The organism is Enterobacter sp. MALB-1, from assembly GCF_041021625.1.
GTDB lineage: Bacteria > Pseudomonadota > Gammaproteobacteria > Enterobacterales > Enterobacteriaceae > Enterobacter > Enterobacter oligotrophicus.
In genome coordinates this window covers 187,302-202,501 of the sequence record NZ_JBDPJL010000001.1, presented here as the reverse complement: position 1 = coordinate 202,501, position 15,200 = coordinate 187,302, and the positions used below count along the sequence as shown (strand labels likewise).

Sequence of the window (15,200 nt, the reverse complement as noted above, 5' to 3'; positions counted from 1 at the left end):
ACTCAGACTTGCGACAGCGTTGTGCTGCCTCGTGGCTCGCGTCTGTGCACAAGCCCTGCGCTATCAAATAACCAGTACAACAGTTTGGCCAGCAGCAGGCAGATGCCGAAAACGACCATGAAGAAAACCACACGTGAGACAAACGAATCCAGCCCCTCACGTGCCAGAACAATCATATTGAAAATGGCACCAAAACAGAAACTGTGCAAAATCGCTGCTTTATAGCGGTTCGTCTCTTCATTACCGCGCATATAGAGCCAGTCGAACCACTTAATGATCAGCCCCACGGCAATGGCACCCGGCAGGATAAACCACGCTCCGCCCATCACCACCAGTGAGCCAATTAACGTTGGCGAAATCGCCAGGCCCGAATGGTTGTTCAGCACTTCCCAGGTAAAGTAGTTCGCCGTATTGAGCACAACGCCAGGGCGGTCTGGCCACAGCCACGTCGGGATAAAGACGTAGAAATCACGGACAATTGGCGCTAAGCCCTGGAAATCGATCTTGTCGTAGTTTTGCAGCAGCAGCGCCAGGTTTTCCCACGGCGAGAAGGTGTCGCGCGTGAGGTACAAAAAGGTGTAAAACGCTTCATCTCCGGCCACGTTCAGCCCGTAACGCTTCAGCGCCAGCCAGAACATCCCCACAATGCCAAACACGCCTGCCGCCGCCAGCATCCACAGCGAGATCCAGCCGCGAATGATGCCGATAAACAGGAAGATCGCAAACGCGATAATGATGTTGGCGCGCGTACCGCCGACGATCATGTAGGTCAGGATGCCGAACGCAACGGTGCTGACCAGGAAAAACAGCCAGGCTTTGCTGTCCTGACGCAGGAAAAAAATAACCAGCATCGCCGGAATGAAGAAGTAAAAGAAGCGCTTAAGAGCAACGCCGGAAACCTCTGCAGAGAAAATCTGGCTGTAGGACTGCAGCTTAAACAGCAGGAAGCCGTTGTGCATAAAGAAGATGCCCACGCTCACAAGCGCGATTGTCATCAGCATTATCCACGTCAGATGCGTTTCCACCCGGTTCATGGTGAAGAGTGGCCGACGTGGTGCCGTCTCTTTCGCAGAACGCAGGCGCGTTTTGTAGGTGACGTAATACACCGCGTAGAAGCAGGTTGCGGATAACAGCGCCTGCAGCAGAATTTCCGGCGGCGCGACGCCCACATCAAAGCGGAAGACCAGAATGCTGGTCAGCGGAAAACCAAAGTAAAAGGTCAGCAGAAACAGCAGCGAGAAAAAGACGTTGAAGTTAAAGCGCACGCGCCTGAACTCAAACCAGGTGAGCGTGGCGATAAACAAGGTGCTCAGCAGCCAGACCACCAACAAGCCGCTAAATTGCAACTGGCTCATGGGGTGTCTCCTGAAGCGATACGCAGCGCACGGTGCCACGGCGTGAGGTAATTTGGACTGAAAAAGTCGATGGCATTTTTATCCACCAGCGCCAGCTGACGCTGCGCCTCTCGTACCACATCCTCGCTGAGCGCATCCTCTGTAAACAAAACCGGTATATGCTGCTCAGCCATATCCTGCCAGAACGGGTTTTCGCGATTAAGCACGCACGGCACCCCCGCCTGAATTAGCAGACACAGCGTACCAATCCCCTGTTGGCGGGCAAAGATGAAATAGCCCAGGTCACACTTTCTCAGCAGCGCCAGGTAATCATCAAATTCCAGCTTATCGCTGAGAATGTGCAGGTTCTCCGGGCTAAACAGCGCAAGTCCCTGCTGGCGAACCTCAGCAATATAAGCGTCGTTATTCGCCGGGTAGCCCATCGGCACGACCACATTTACCGTATCGCCAAACTGCTGGTGTACGGCACGGAGCGCGGCGATATGTTCATTACTGCGGTCGCCCGAGTTTCCGACCAGAATAGTCAACTTGCCTTCACGCGGCGTGTCGTTCGCCATATTGTTGAGCGCCGGGTTCATACGGGTCGGGAAATAGAGCAGCTCACCGCGCACGTTGGGATGCAACTTCGCAAAGTAATTGAGATCGCCACGCGTGGCAAAAACGCAACCCACGCGTCCCTGCGCCATACGACGCAGCGGGTAGAAAAGACGGAATTTCCAGCCACGCGAGACTTCATACAGGTCCGCGCCCCAGATATGCCAGCTGCATTGCGACGGCTTAATCCCGCCACTCAGCAACGCCAGCCACAGGCCGGTATTGAACTGCCCATGGAAAAAGAAGCGTTGTTCACGATCCGCTTTAGCTTTAGCGACAACCGCCTTCGCCAGCGCAGATTTATCCGGCCAGAAGGTGATATTGAGTGCCGGACACGCCGCACTCAGGCCGTTATCCTGGCCTGCAACCATAAATTCACGGGCATCAGGCGTGCCGGATGCCAGCTCATCGTTAAAGAACCGCAAAACGGTCTGGTTGTGGTGCGGGATATCCGATCCCAGTACGTGAATCAGTGCAGTCATGCGCGTTTACGCCAAAGTAAAAATACGCCGCAACAGGCAGCGAAATAAACGATATAGGTTGCCATATAAGCCTGAGCAGCCCCCAGCGCACCGTGCTCAGGGATCAGCCAGCGTGAGAACGCCGTCAGCAGCGTAAACTGACTGATTTCTGCCAGGATATACAACCGCAGCGAGGCCTTTGCAATCACCAGATAGCCGAAAACGTAAGCGCCCACTTTCAGCACATCACCCACCAGTTGCCAGGCAAAGAGATCGCGCATGGCGGTAAACTTTGCCGAGAAGAGCAGCCAGATGGCGACATCGCGCAATAACCAGACGGTAAAACTGGCCGCCGCGACGGCGGGCAACACAAAACGCAGGGAGCGAAAAATCTCGCGGGTAATATCCTTTTTGGCGGTCAGGCGCGATAAGGTTGGCAGCAACCAGACGCTAAAGGAAGCCGTTATAAACTGGAGGTAAGCATCTGAAATGCTGCTCACGCCCTGCCAGATCCCGACTTCATCCCAGCTGTAATGCGCTGCCAGCATGTTTCGCATCATCACATAGGCTACCGGCAACGTCACGGAGGTGATGAGCGCCATCAGGGTAAATTTGCCTAACTGGCCCGCCAGGGCTTTTTCCCACTGCGGTTTGAGATAGTGCAGTGGGATCACGCCTCTGCGCATCAACATAAACGCCGCCGGAATGACCACCAGCGCAGGCACCAGCGCCAGCCCCAACAGCGCGCCTTCGTAGCCGCCCAGACGATAGCAGAAATAATACGCAATAACGCCGATGATGCTACCCAGGATCAGCGCCAGTGCGTTACCGGCGGCATCGCGAAAGCCTTTCATCAGCGCCAGCAGCAGGTTGGCCCAGGCAATCCCCATCTGAACCAGCGCGACCAGACGCACCAGCCCCTGATAATGCGTGTGCCCAAACAGACCCTGGCTAATGGGTGATGCCGCCAGCAGAAATATGACGGCCAGCAGGGTCGAGAAACCTAATACCATCGCCGAAGATGTACCGACCACCCTGCGAAGCTGAGCCGCATCATCGTGGTACTGAGCAACGTATTTAGTGACGCCGTTAAAGATACCGGCACCAGCCAGCACGCCAAGAACAGTAACAAGCTGACGGAAATTGCCCGCCAGCCCGACGCCGGAAGGGCCAAATGAGACGGCTAATAGCTTGACGACCAGTAACCCGGCACCAATTTTGACGAGTGTGGACGCGGCGGTCCACACGGATGCTTTTGCCAGAGACATATCAGCCGAAATAACTCAGAAGCGTATTGATCACCGTACGCTGATTAACTGGCGCGAGGTTGTAGAACAGAGGCAGACGGAGCAAACGCTCGCTCTCTTTGGTGGTGTAGCGGTCTTCACCAGCAAACATGCCGAACGCTTCTCCAGCCGGGCTGGAATGCAGCGGGATATAGTGGAAAACAGCCAAAATCTCAGCTTCTTTCAGCCAGGCAATCAGCTTGCTGCGATCGTCGTTATCGCGCAGCTTGATGTAGAACATATGGGCATTGTGAACACAATCTGCCGGAATGGTCGGCAGTTCAATGCGCCCGGCTTTCGCCAGCGGCTCCAGCGCGTCGTAATAGGTTTGCCACAGTGACAGGCGCTGCAGATTGATACGTTCCGCCGCCTCCAGCTGCGCCCACAGGTATGCGGCCTGCAAGTCCGCCATCAGGTAGCTTGAGCCGATATCGCGCCAGGTGTACTTATCCACCTGACCGCGGAAGAACTGGCTGCGGTTAGTCCCTTTTTCACGGATCACTTCGGCACGTTCTACCAGCGCGCGATCGTTAATCAGCGTCGCACCCCCCTCACCGCCCGCAGTGTAGTTTTTGGTTTCGTGGAAGCTAAAGCAGCCAATATGACCAATGGTGCCCAGCGCGCGTCCTTTGTAGGTGGACATCACACCCTGCGCGGCGTCTTCCACCACGAACAGGTTGTGCTTTTTGGCGATCGCCATGATGGTGTCCATTTCACAGGCCACACCCGCGTAGTGAACCGGAACAATAACGCGGGTTTTTTCGGTGATTGCCGCTTCAATCAACGTTTCGTCGATGTTCATGGTATCCGGGCGGATATCCACAAAGACGATTTTCGCCCCTCGCAGGACAAACGCGTTCGCCGTCGAAACGAAGGTATAGCTCGGCATAATCACTTCATCGCCAGGCTGGATGTCCAGCAGCAGCGCGGCCATCTCCAGGGAGGCCGTACAGGACGGCGTCAGCAGCACTTTGGCACTGTGAAAACGCTGTTCCATCCACTGCTGGCAGCGACGGGTAAAACCGCCATCGCCGCAGAGTTTGCCGCTGCCCATAGCAGACTGCATATAATCGAGTTCAGTTCCCACCACGGGAGGCGCATTAAATGGAATCATCTTGTCACCTGTATAACCAGTAAGCCGTGGCGTCGATGTTGGCACCACTCGCAATATAACGTTTAAGCGCGGCAGTGTTGCCCATCTGGGTCGCCACCCGCAGCGTCGATACCTTTTGCTGCTGAGCCCAGTGTAACGCAGCCTGCATGAGCGTCTCGCCCATGCCGCGCCCGGCGAGTAAGCCGATGCGCGCCTCGCGCTCATTCAGCTTACGCAGCGAAACAAAGCCCTGAATCTGACCATCCGCTGCGCGAAAAATCAGACAAACGTGGTCAAATGTGCCCTTTACCGCATTCTCTACCCACTGAGCATAGAAACGCCCACTGTCGTCAGGCGCATACCAGGGTGCGCGAAAGCGGCTTCGGGCAAACGCCTGCGCCGCCATCTGGCGCAGCACGGGGATATCCTGCTCCGTTGCAATTTCCGCGCCGGGTGCATCATGCCGGGTAAGCGTAATGGAAAGGTCAACCTCACCTTCGACCAGCCGGAAGCCATGCTGTTGAAGCACATCCAGCAGATCGGCACGGTGCGCCGGAATTTTGGCCTGCACACGCGGCCAGGCAGCGAAATCCGCCTCAGAGAGTACAGGTGCATCTTCACTCACACGCACAATCGCTGAGGGAAGCGCAAAGAAAGTGCTTTCCCACTGAAGGGACTCAAGCACGCCATTGAGTGAACTCAACGCCATACGCCTTTGGTATCCACGACATACTGCTGTTTTACAGTATCGGCCGGTATAGCTTTGAACTCGTTGTGATCCACCAGCAGCACCAACACATCCGCCGTTGTCAGCGCATCATCCAGCGCGGTCAGCGTGCAGTGTCCCGCCAGTTTCGCGGGCAGCTCATGGATGTTTGGCTCAACCACCAGCGTTTCGCCCTTGTGCCATTCCGCGATCATCTCAGCAATTTCCATCGCCGGGCTTTCGCGCAGATCGTCAATGTTCGGTTTGAATGCCAGGCCAAAGCAGGCAATTTTCAGCTCACTGGCGCGTTTTCCGGTGTCAGCCAGGCAATCCGCTACCGTGGCTTTGACCTGATTGAGCACCCAATGCGGCTTGCTGTCGTTCACTTCGCGCGCGGTGCGGATCAGGCGAGCCTGATTTGGATTTTGCGCCACAATAAACCACGGGTCGACGGCGATACAGTGGCCGCCCACACCCGGACCTGGCTGGAGAATGTTCACACGCGGGTGACGATTCGCGAGACGAATCAACTCCCAGACGTTAATCCCCTGATCGGCACAAATCAGCGACAGTTCATTCGCGAAAGCAATGTTGACGTCGCGGAAGCTGTTTTCCGTCAGCTTGCACATTTCAGCGGTGCGGGAGTTGGTGACCACGCATTCGCCTTCCAGGAAAATCTTATACAGCTCGCTGGCGCGCGCGGAGCAGACAGGTGTCATACCGCCAATCACGCGGTCGTTTTTAATCAGTTCGACCATCACCTGGCCCGGCAGCACACGCTCAGGGCAGTAGGCGATATTAATATCAGCCTGTTCACCCGCCTGCTGCGGGAAGCTGAGATCAGGACGCGCTTCGGCCAGCCACTGGGCCATCTGTTCAGTCGCGCCGACAGGCGAAGTGGATTCAAGGATGACCAGCGCCCCTTTCTTCAGCACCGGCGCAATGGATTTTGCTGCCGCTTCAACATACGCCATATCGGGTTCATGGTCGCCTTTGAATGGCGTCGGGACGGCAATCAGGTAAGCGTCAGCCTCTACCGGCGTGGTGCTGGCTCGCAGGTATCCACCGTCCACAGCCGCTTTAACCACGCGGTCGAGATCCGGCTCCACAATATGAATTTCGCCACGGTTGATGGTTTCCACCGCCCGCGCGTTGATGTCTATGCCTACAACCTGCTTTTGACGAGAGGCGAAGGCCGCCGCAGTAGGCAGCCCGATATAGCCAAGACCCACGACAGAGATGGTAGTAAAACTCATAGCGATACCCGATTGTGTTTAAGTGCGTGCAAAATACGACCACAAGCCTGCCCATCACCATAAGGGTTATGGGCCCGGCTCATTGCCTGATACTCTTCTTCATCGTGCAGCAAGCGCGTAACTTCCTCGACAATAAGACGCGTATCGGTGCCGACCAGACGCACCGTACCGGCTTTCACCGCCTCCGGGCGTTCCGTCGTTTCACGCATCACCAGCACCGGCTTGCCGAGGGACGGCGCTTCTTCCTGAATACCGCCGGAATCGGTCAGGATCAACCACGCGTGGTTCATCAGCCAGACAAACGGCATGTAGTCCTGCGGCTCAATCAGCAAGACGTTTTCAACATGCCCCAGAATACGATTCACCGGCTCACTGACGTTAGGGTTGAGATGCACCGGATAGACAATCTGCACATCTTCATTCTGCGCGGCAATTTCCGCCAGCGCATGGCAAATCTGCTCGAAGCCACGACCAAAACTCTCGCGGCGGTGGCCTGTCACCAGAATCGTCTTTTTGCCGTTATGCAAAAACGGGTAACGCGCAGCAAGTTCGGCCTTTAGCTCGTCGTTTGCCAGTACCCGATCGCGGACCCAAATCAGCGCATCGATCACCGTATTTCCGGTCACAAAAATTTTGTTATCCGCGATATTTTCACGCAGCAGGTTCTGGCGGGAGTTTTCTGTTGGCGCAAAATGATACATCGCCAGATGCCCGGTGAGCGTGCGGTTGGCCTCTTCCGGCCACGGGGAATAGAGATTGCCGGTGCGCAACCCCGCTTCCACATGACCAACAGGAATACGCTGATAGAATGCAGCCAGGCTGGTCGCCACGGTGGTAGTGGTATCGCCATGCACCAGCACCACATCAGGCTTAAATGACTCCAGAATGGGCTTCAGCTCTTGCAGAATACGGCAGGTGATCTCCGTCAACCCTTGTCCCGGCTTCATAATATTGAGGTCGTAATCCGGAACAATAGAAAAGAGAGTCAAAACCTGATCGAGCATCTCCCGGTGCTGGGCGGTCACACATACTTTCGCTTCAATATCAGGATCTCTGGCCAGCGCATGAACCAGAGGTGCCATCTTGATGGCCTCCGGCCTGGTGCCAAATACGGTAAGTACTTTCACATCGATTCTCTTCGATTAGGCGATGAAGGCCGCAGCCTTCATCGTAGACGGCGTTCTTAATTTGTGCGACGACGCATTAACGCCACGCCAGCGCCAGTCAGTGCACCCACAATCCCCCACATAATCATCAGGAATGCGCGACGCGGACTATCGCGTTTTACAGGTTCTTCAGGTGTTCTCAAATAACGATAGGTCTGAAAACGCGGGTCTAACGTTGGACCCACGTTCAGTGTATTGAGCATGGCGCGGTTTTGGTCGTAATCGAGGTCAAAATCAGGGCCAACGGCCTGCAGATTCTCCAGACGCGCCTGCAGCATAGGACGGCCCAGGAGGAACATTTCGGAGTCAGGCAGTTGATCGGCTGGAACGTCTGTTTCGCTGCGGGAAATATTGCGCTGCTCTGCAATCTTCAACGCCTGCTCAATATTATGGACGCGACGAGAGAAAATGGCCTTCGCCACCTCTTCCTGACGTTTCACCTGCGCCTTCATCTGAATAGTACGGGCAGCCCAGGCCCCTTTCAGTTCATCGTTGAGATGGCTCGCCGCACGCTGGCTGGCAAACGCAACATACTGACGCAGCAGGTTATTGGCATCCGGCGCAGTTTCCGCGATCAGCTTCACGCTGTCGTTGATATTACGCAGCACGTCACCCGGCATAAACTGGATATTGTTAATCATGTCATCCAGCAGCGCGGCGTCGACTTTGCTATTACCGACCATGCGCTGCTTGTAATAATCCGTCTGCGACCAGAAATCACGACGCGTATCCCAGGAAGCAAGCTGCATCACAAATTCTTTATAGGCCTCATCCATCACGGAAGCCTGATCTGGCGTGGCAAGGTTCGCCTTGATATCCAGATTACGCAGGAACTGCTGCTGGGAATAAAATCCTCCCAGCATGTTAACCGTTGGTCTGTCTGTAATCGCCGTGGCGCTCCACTCTTGTTTTGCAAAGAACGTGTAGGCAAGCGCAAGCAGTGCGAACCCTAACGCGAGCCCGGCAATCCAGAGCTTGCCCTTCCATAACACGCGAAACAAACCACGAATATCCAGTTCATTCTCAGTTACCACTGATTTCGCTCCCGCCAACGGTTGAGTCATCATAGTCCCGGTTTTACTTAGTTAATGTTGTGTTTTTGCCACTGTTCCGACGCATCCTGCGTTTTACACGTTTGATGAACCGCGCAACTTTCCATGCGCGCTTAATGCAGTAACCGTACAGGAAAAATGCTAGCAAGAATAATACCAACATTACCCATTCAGGAATGAAATGAGCATATTCTGCTGCAACACCAATCCCGGCAAGGATCGCCGCAGCCAGAGTGATCAGAACAAATGCCTGGCGGGAAGTAAAACCGGCGCGCATGATCAGGTGATGAATGTGCTGGCGATCGGGGGAGAACGGACTCATACCTTTACGCAGACGGCGATACATAATCGCCACCATGTCCATCAATGGAATGGCAATGATCCACAGTGCGGTCACGGGGCTAATTGGATGCGTTTTACCCTGGGTGGTTTCCAGCAAAATCCAGATAACGGTGAAGCCAATCAGGGTACTGCCCGCATCGCCCATAAACACTTTATAGCGACGCCCGAGAACACCCAAGTTGAGACAGATATAAGGCAGGATGGCAGCAATCATGGCAAAGCACCACATTGACAGGCTGTATTGACCATCAAACCATAAAATGATGCCGATAGCGGCAAACGAAACAGAGGACAACCCGCCGAGCAGACCGTCGATACCATCAACCATGTTGAACGCGTTAATTGCCGCCCAGACGGCAAACAGCGTCAGGAAGAAACCAAAGGGCCCCAGTACCAGCTCCCACGGGCCAAAGACATAACCCAGGCTTCTCAGGTACAGGCCACCAACCACCATCATGATGACGCCGATCGCCGCCTGCACAGTGGCGCGGAACTTCACACTGATATCAAATCGATCATCAAGCGCCCCGACTAACACCAGTACGCCCGCACATGCCAGATAGAGCGCGGCATGCGGAATATAGTAATCCGCGATTCCGAATGTGAAACAGATGCCTGCGTAAACCGAGATCCCCCCCACCAGCGGGATAAGTCCCTGATGACGTTTACGGAAATTCGGTTTGTCCACTAACCCAATTCTTTTTGCTACCTTGCGCGCAATAAATAAAAAACAGGTTGTGAATAAAAAAATACTGATCAGCTCAGTTACTGCAGTGAGTAGATTCACAATGGATTGCTCTCAACAAATGTTAGTCCCGGAAGTATAACCATGAAGCCTCTGCCTCAGAAGGATTAAAGACAGCCTCTTACCACTCCCTTTGTATGTTTTTCAATCAATTATTTCTTTGACTGTGCAAACCGTCCTATTGTCGCACCGACAGTTCAAAAATGGGAGTCTGTGGTAATAGCGTATAGTCCATAAATGAAAAACGCCACGTAAAAACGTGGCGTTTACTGGGATTATTTGCGTTACGAGCGTTTCATCATGTCGAAGAAATCGTCGTTTGTTTTGGTCATCGCCAGCTTATTGATGAGGAATTCCATTGCGTCGATTTCGCCCATTGGGTGAATGATTTTGCGCAAAATCCACATTTTCTGCAGCTCTTCCTGAGTGGTGAGCAGCTCTTCCTTACGCGTACCGGAACGGTTGTAGTCGATAGCCGGGAAGACGCGTTTTTCAGCAATTTTACGAGAGAGGTGCAGTTCCATGTTGCCTGTACCTTTAAACTCTTCGTAGATAACCTCATCCATCTTCGAACCGGTGTCGATAAGCGCCGTTGCGATGATGGTCAGGCTACCGCCCTCTTCCACGTTACGTGCCGCACCGAAGAAACGCTTCGGACGGTGCAGGGCGTTGGCATCCACACCACCGGTCAATACTTTACCGGAAGCCGGGACAACGGTGTTGTAAGCGCGCGCCAGACGGGTGATGGAGTCGAGCAGGATGATCACGTCTTTTTTGTGCTCAACCAGGCGTTTCGCCTTCTCAATAACCATTTCCGCAACCTGAACGTGACGGGAGGCTGGTTCGTCAAAGGTGGAAGCCACAACTTCACCTTTCACCAGACGCTGCATCTCGGTCACTTCTTCCGGACGTTCGTCAATCAGCAGCACCATCAGCACACAGTCTGGGTGGTTGTAGGCGATGCTCTGCGCGATATTCTGCAGCAGCATCGTTTTACCCGCTTTTGGCGGTGCCACAATCAGGCCACGCTGACCGCGACCAATTGGCGAGGCCAGATCCAGAACGCGAGCCGTTAAGTCTTCGGTTGAACCGTTACCACGCTCCATGCGCAGGCGAGAGTTCGCGTGCAGCGGCGTTAAGTTCTCAAACAGGATCTTATTGCGCGAGTTTTCGGGTTTATCGTAGTTAACTTCGTTAACTTTCAACAGCGCAAAGTAGCGTTCACCCTCTTTAGGAGGACGAATCTTACCTGAAATGGTGTCACCAGTGCGGAGGTTGAAACGGCGGATTTGGCTAGGGGATACGTAGATGTCGTCAGGGCCGGCGAGGTAGGAGCTGTCTGCAGAGCGGAGGAAACCAAATCCGTCTTGCAATATCTCCAGCACACCGTCGCCAAAGATATCTTCGCCACTCTTAGCGTGCTGCTTCAGGATGGCGAAAATGATGTCCTGCTTGCGCATACGAGCCTGGTTTTCCAGTCCCATATTTTCGCCGAGAGTGATCAGCTCAGAAACCGGCGTATTCTTTAATTCGGTAAGATTCATAATGGTGTGGGTTCTTAAACTCGGGGTGATTCTCGAACTTAATGTTGTGAATGGTATGGCAGGGTCATCCATGCCTGTTTAGCGGCCATCAACTCATGTCTGTTCGCTGTCTGGTTACAGGGAAAAAACGCAGAACTGAAACGACAAGACGGATTGAGTGACAAGCCCGGAATCTAGCAACTTCACGCATTGTTTATGTCAGCAACGGGAAGTCTCGGGTAAAACAGATTCAAACAACAAGATATGTTTAAAACGAAGTCATAGCTAACTTAGCACGACTAAAGCCGGGCGTCCAGAGATCCACACAATTTAGGCGCTCTGGACGCGCAGCTGAGAAACCTTACGCCAGGTTAGCGTCGAGGAACTCTTTCAGTTGACCTTTGGACAGTGCGCCCACTTTGGTCGCCGCCACTTCGCCGTTTTTGAACAGCAGCAGGGTCGGGATGCCACGGATGCCGTATTTTGGCGCGGTGCCAGGGTTCTGGTCGATATTCAGCTTGGCAACGGTCAGTTTGCCCTGATATTCGTCAGCGATCTCATCCAGAATCGGGGCGATCATTTTGCAAGGACCACACCATTCAGCCCAGAAATCGACGAGGGTCAGCCCGTCAGCCTTAAGTACGTCCGTGTCAAAACTGTCGTCAGTCAGGTGAATAATTTTATCGCTCATATATAACTCCACAGGAATAAGCCTGGTGCGTTGATTTTGCCTTCATCAACGACGTGTTGATGTCGCATTAACCAACTAAAGGTTGACTTTATTTCACCGGATACGCTTTCGTAAAGCAATAGTAAGCTGATATTCTACCACACTATGAGCAAAACACATTTAACAGAACAGAAGTTTTCCGACTTCGCCCTGCACCCAAAGGTGATCGAAGCCCTTGAAACTAAAGGGTTTCATAACTGCACGCCCATTCAGGCTCTCGCCCTGCCGCTGACGCTGGCTGGCCGCGATGTTGCAGGGCAGGCGCAAACCGGTACTGGCAAAACGATGGCGTTTTTAACGTCAACGTTTCATTATTTACTTTCTCACCCAGCGATTGCAGACCGCAAAGTTAACCAGCCGCGCGCGCTAATTATGGCCCCGACGCGAGAACTGGCGGTACAGATCCACGCAGACGCTGAACCTCTGGCGCAAGCAACTGGCCTGAAACTGGGCCTGGCTTACGGCGGCGACGGTTACGATAAGCAGCTCAAGGTGCTGGAAAGCGGTGTGGATATCCTGATTGGGACCACGGGCCGTCTTATCGACTACGCAAAACAGAATCACATCAACCTTGGCGCAATTCAGGTTGTGGTGTTGGATGAAGCTGACCGTATGTACGATCTGGGCTTCATTAAAGACATCCGCTGGCTGTTCCGCCGTATGCCTGCGGCAAATCAGCGCCTGAACATGCTGTTCTCCGCCACCCTTTCTTACCGCGTGCGCGAACTGGCGTTCGAACAGATGAACAACGCCGAGTATGTGGAAGTGGAACCAGAGCAGAAAACGGGCCACCGCATTAAAGAAGAGCTCTTCTATCCGTCTAATGAAGAGAAGATGCGCCTGCTGCAAACGCTGATTGAAGAAGAGTGGCCAGATCGCGCCATTATCTTTGCGAACACCAAACATCGCTGTGAAGATATCTGGGGCCATCTGGCTGCAGACGGTCACCGCGTTGGCCTGCTGACCGGCGACGTCGCGCAGAAAAAACGCCTGCGTATTCTCGACGAATTCACCCGTGGCGACCTGGATATTCTGGTTGCAACCGACGTAGCCGCACGTGGCCTGCACATTCCTGCCGTCACGCACGTCTTTAACTATGACCTGCCGGATGACTGCGAAGATTACGTCCACCGCATTGGTCGTACCGGTCGCGCAGGTGCAAGCGGTCACTCGATTAGCCTTGCGTGTGAAGAGTATGCGCTGAATCTTCCGGCCATTGAGACCTACATCGGTCACTCTATTCCGCAGAGCAAATACAACCCGGAAGCGCTGTTAAGCGAACTGCCGCCGCCGAAGCGCCTTACTCGCGCCCGCTCTGGCAATGGCCCGCGCCGTTCCGGTGCACCGCGTAATCGTCGTCGTTCAGGTTAAGAAAATATGCTCAGCTCCACCTCGCTTTATGCGGCAATTGATCTCGGTTCGAATAGTTTTCATATGCTGGTTGTGCGCGAGGTGGCGGGAAGCATACAAACGCTGACGCGCATTAAGCGCAAGGTCCGCCTCGCGGCGGGCCTGAGCAGCGATAATCACCTCTCCCCCGAAGCCATGGAACGTGGCTGGCAGTGTCTGCGTCTCTTTGCGGAACGGCTGCAGGATATCCCACATACGCAAATCCGCGTTGTCGCCACGGCAACCCTTCGTCTGGCGGTGAACGCCGTGGATTTTATTGCCAAAGCGCAGGAAATACTCGGCTGTCCGGTGCAGGTCATCAGCGGCGAAGAAGAAGCGCGCCTGATTTATCAGGGTGTGGCGCATACTACCGGCGGTGACGATCGTCGTCTGGTGGTAGATATTGGCGGAGCCAGTACCGAGCTGGTCACCGGCACAGGTGCGCAGGCGACCTCACTGTTCAGCCTGTCGATGGGCTGTGTAACCTGGCTTGAGCGCTACTTTACCGATCGCAATCTCGCACAAGAGAACTTCGACGAGGCTGAAAATGCCGCGCGTGAGGTGCTGCGTCCGGTCATGGACGAACTGCGCTATCACGGCTGGAAAGTGTGCGTGGGTGCCTCCGGTACGGTGCAGGCATTGCAGGAAATCATGATGGCGCAGGGGATGGACGAGCGGATCACGCTTGCCAAGCTCCAGCAGCTTAAACAGCGCGCCATTCAGTGCGGCCGTCTGGAAGAGCTGGAAATTAAAGGGCTAACGCTCGAACGTGCGCTGGTCTTCCCCAGCGGGCTGGCCATTCTGATCGCTATTTTCACCGAGCTGAATATCCAGTGTATGACGCTGGCGGGCGGCGCGCTGCGTGAAGGTCTGGTCTATGGGATGTTACATCTGTCGGTGGATCAGGACATTCGTAGCCGCACGCTGCGTAACGTTCAGCGCCGTTTTATGGTTGATACCGATCAGGCACATCGCGTGGCGCAACTGGCCTCTTTGTTTGCCGATCAGGTGGCGAACAGCTGGGATCTTGAGCCGTTAAGCCGTGATTTACTGCTCAGTGCGTGTGCATTGCATGAAGTGGGCCTGAGTATCGATTTTAAACAGGCACCTGCTCACGCCGCGTATCTGGTGCGTAATCTCGATCTACCGGGCTACACCCCGGCGCAGAAAAAGCTGCTGGCAACGCTACTGCTGAACCAGACCAACGCGGTTGACCTCTCTTCACTCCACCAGCAGAACGCCGTACCGCCACGCGTGGCCGAGCATCTGTGCCGCTTGCTGCGTCTGGCAATTTTGTTTGCCAGCCGCCGTCGTGACGATCTGCTTCCGGCCATTACGCTGGTGGCAGACGATGAGAAACTGACGCTGACGCTGCCGGAAAATTGGCTTGAAGATCATCCCCTTGGCGCGGAAATGATTGAACAGGAGTGCCAGTGGCAGAGCTATGTACACTGGGTGCTTGAGGTGAAGTAGTACGCTGTACATTGCCGGGTGGCGCTGCG

At 54.4% G+C, this 15,200-nt stretch carries 13 protein-coding genes; 2 read left to right on the top strand and 11 right to left on the bottom strand.

Annotated features, from left to right (window positions below; genetic code table 11):
* Positions 1-2 precede the first annotated feature (2 nt).
* The 11 genes from wzyE to trxA all read right to left on the bottom strand — a co-directional run bounded on the left by wzyE (position 3) and on the right by trxA (position 12,270).
* Positions 3-1,355, bottom strand: a complete 1,353-nt coding sequence (wzyE, locus tag ABGB15_RS00960; protein WP_152082681.1) for an ECA oligosaccharide polymerase — start codon at positions 1,353-1,355, stop codon at positions 3-5.
* A complete protein-coding gene (locus tag ABGB15_RS00955) occupies positions 1,352-2,431 on the bottom strand; it encodes a TDP-N-acetylfucosamine:lipid II N-acetylfucosaminyltransferase (RefSeq protein ID WP_215723057.1) in 1,080 nt (359 codons plus the stop codon). The genes wzyE and ABGB15_RS00955 overlap by 4 nt, the downstream gene beginning before the upstream one ends.
* Positions 2,428-3,678 carry a lipid III flippase WzxE gene (gene wzxE / locus ABGB15_RS00950; RefSeq protein ID WP_215723058.1) on the bottom strand — a complete coding sequence of 417 codons (1,251 nt, stop codon included), beginning with the start codon at positions 3,676-3,678 and terminating at the stop codon, positions 2,428-2,430. The genes ABGB15_RS00955 and wzxE overlap by 4 nt, the downstream gene beginning before the upstream one ends.
* A gap of 1 nt (position 3,679) precedes the next feature.
* Positions 3,680-4,810 (bottom strand): dTDP-4-amino-4,6-dideoxygalactose transaminase, encoded by a 1,131-nt coding sequence (gene rffA, locus ABGB15_RS00945; RefSeq protein WP_215723059.1) that lies wholly within the window; start codon positions 4,808-4,810, stop codon positions 3,680-3,682.
* Positions 4,811-4,814: 4 nt separating this feature from the next.
* Positions 4,815-5,492, bottom strand: a complete 678-nt coding sequence (gene rffC / locus ABGB15_RS00940) for a dTDP-4-amino-4,6-dideoxy-D-galactose acyltransferase (protein ID WP_152082685.1) — start codon at positions 5,490-5,492, stop codon at positions 4,815-4,817.
* Positions 5,489-6,751, bottom strand: a complete 1,263-nt coding sequence (wecC, locus tag ABGB15_RS00935) for a UDP-N-acetyl-D-mannosamine dehydrogenase (protein WP_152082686.1) — start codon at positions 6,749-6,751, stop codon at positions 5,489-5,491. The genes rffC and wecC overlap by 4 nt, the downstream gene beginning before the upstream one ends.
* A complete protein-coding gene (gene wecB, locus ABGB15_RS00930) occupies positions 6,748-7,878 on the bottom strand; it encodes a non-hydrolyzing UDP-N-acetylglucosamine 2-epimerase (RefSeq protein WP_152082687.1) in 1,131 nt (376 codons plus the stop codon). Before wecB ends, wecC begins: the two co-directional genes overlap by 4 nt.
* 56 nt (positions 7,879-7,934) lie before the next feature.
* Positions 7,935-8,981, bottom strand: coding sequence for an ECA polysaccharide chain length modulation protein (gene wzzE / locus ABGB15_RS00925; RefSeq protein ID WP_152082688.1), 1,047 nt, complete (start codon positions 8,979-8,981; stop codon positions 7,935-7,937).
* Positions 8,982-8,994: 13 nt separating this feature from the next.
* Positions 8,995-10,098, bottom strand: a complete 1,104-nt coding sequence (wecA, locus tag ABGB15_RS00920; RefSeq protein ID WP_101738482.1) for a UDP-N-acetylglucosamine--undecaprenyl-phosphate N-acetylglucosaminephosphotransferase — start codon at positions 10,096-10,098, stop codon at positions 8,995-8,997.
* Between the two features lie 242 nt (positions 10,099-10,340).
* Complete coding sequence (rho, locus tag ABGB15_RS00915) at positions 10,341-11,600, bottom strand: transcription termination factor Rho (RefSeq protein ID WP_001054528.1); 1,260 nt, start codon at positions 11,598-11,600, stop codon at positions 10,341-10,343.
* A 340-nt stretch (positions 11,601-11,940) separates the two neighbouring features.
* Positions 11,941-12,270, bottom strand: coding sequence for a thioredoxin TrxA (gene trxA, locus ABGB15_RS00910; RefSeq protein ID WP_004386384.1), 330 nt, complete (start codon positions 12,268-12,270; stop codon positions 11,941-11,943).
* 144 nt (positions 12,271-12,414) lie between these two features.
* Here trxA and rhlB point away from each other — a divergent pair, with 144 nt between their 5' ends.
* Together rhlB and gppA are read left to right on the top strand one after the other, a co-directional pair.
* Positions 12,415-13,680 carry an ATP-dependent RNA helicase RhlB gene (rhlB, locus tag ABGB15_RS00905; RefSeq protein ID WP_152082689.1) on the top strand — a complete coding sequence of 422 codons (1,266 nt, stop codon included), beginning with the start codon at positions 12,415-12,417 and terminating at the stop codon, positions 13,678-13,680.
* Between the two features lie 6 nt (positions 13,681-13,686).
* Complete coding sequence (gene gppA, locus ABGB15_RS00900) at positions 13,687-15,171, top strand: guanosine-5'-triphosphate,3'-diphosphate diphosphatase (protein ID WP_215723060.1); 1,485 nt, start codon at positions 13,687-13,689, stop codon at positions 15,169-15,171.
* The last annotated feature ends 29 nt before the right edge of the window (positions 15,172-15,200 follow it).

Excerpts from the sequence above, each read along its gene's own strand:
- rhlB (WP_152082689.1), top strand. The coding sequence starts at position 12,415 with ATGAGCAAAACACATTTAACAGAACAGAAGTTTTCCGACTTCGCCCTG.
- wzxE (WP_215723058.1), bottom strand. The coding sequence starts at position 3,678 with ATGTCTCTGGCAAAAGCATCCGTGTGGACCGCCGCGTCCACACTCGTC.
- trxA (WP_004386384.1), bottom strand. The coding sequence starts at position 12,270 with ATGAGCGATAAAATTATTCACCTGACTGACGACAGTTTTGACACGGAC.
- ABGB15_RS00955 (WP_215723057.1), bottom strand. The coding sequence starts at position 2,431 with ATGACTGCACTGATTCACGTACTGGGATCGGATATCCCGCACCACAAC.
- wzyE (WP_152082681.1), bottom strand. The coding sequence starts at position 1,355 with ATGAGCCAGTTGCAATTTAGCGGCTTGTTGGTGGTCTGGCTGCTGAGC.
- wecC (WP_152082686.1), bottom strand. The coding sequence starts at position 6,751 with ATGAGTTTTACTACCATCTCTGTCGTGGGTCTTGGCTATATCGGGCTG.
- gppA (WP_215723060.1), top strand. The coding sequence starts at position 13,687 with ATGCTCAGCTCCACCTCGCTTTATGCGGCAATTGATCTCGGTTCGAAT.
- rffA (WP_215723059.1), bottom strand. The coding sequence starts at position 4,810 with ATGATTCCATTTAATGCGCCTCCCGTGGTGGGAACTGAACTCGATTAT.
- wzzE (WP_152082688.1), bottom strand. The coding sequence starts at position 8,981 with ATGACTCAACCGTTGGCGGGAGCGAAATCAGTGGTAACTGAGAATGAA.
- rho (WP_001054528.1), bottom strand. The coding sequence starts at position 11,600 with ATGAATCTTACCGAATTAAAGAATACGCCGGTTTCTGAGCTGATCACT.